The sequence below is a fragment of the Paenibacillus xylanexedens genome (assembly GCF_007676705.1).
Classification (GTDB): Bacteria; Bacillota; Bacilli; order Paenibacillales; family Paenibacillaceae; genus Paenibacillus; species Paenibacillus xylanexedens_C.
Genome location: NZ_VEBF01000418.1, coordinates 1 through 258, shown reverse-complemented (window position 1 = coordinate 258; position 258 = coordinate 1). Strand labels below are relative to the sequence as shown.

Sequence of the window (258 nt, the reverse complement as noted above, 5' to 3'; positions counted from 1 at the left end):
AATCCTAAGAATGCAAAGGCTAGTGGAATGAGTGGCAGTAGCATTAATACGTACTGTGCTCCTATAGCACTGATCTTATCGACGATCCATACATTTACGACTTCGTTGCTATTAGATGTTTTTATTGTGGAGATAAAAAATCCCGCCGATAAAAATAAGAAAAATTGATCTTTCATCTTACTTGAAAAGGATTGGAAATGCTTTTGGAACGCTTCCCCGAATTCCCGGCCCTTTTTTAAAAAAAGAGCCCATGCAAAT

At 37.6% G+C, this 258-nt stretch carries 1 pseudogene; it reads right to left on the bottom strand.

Going from position 1 to position 258, the window contains the following annotated elements:
* Nucleotides 1-258 (bottom strand): annotated as a pseudogene (locus FS628_RS32275) (hypothetical protein); the annotation flags it as partial.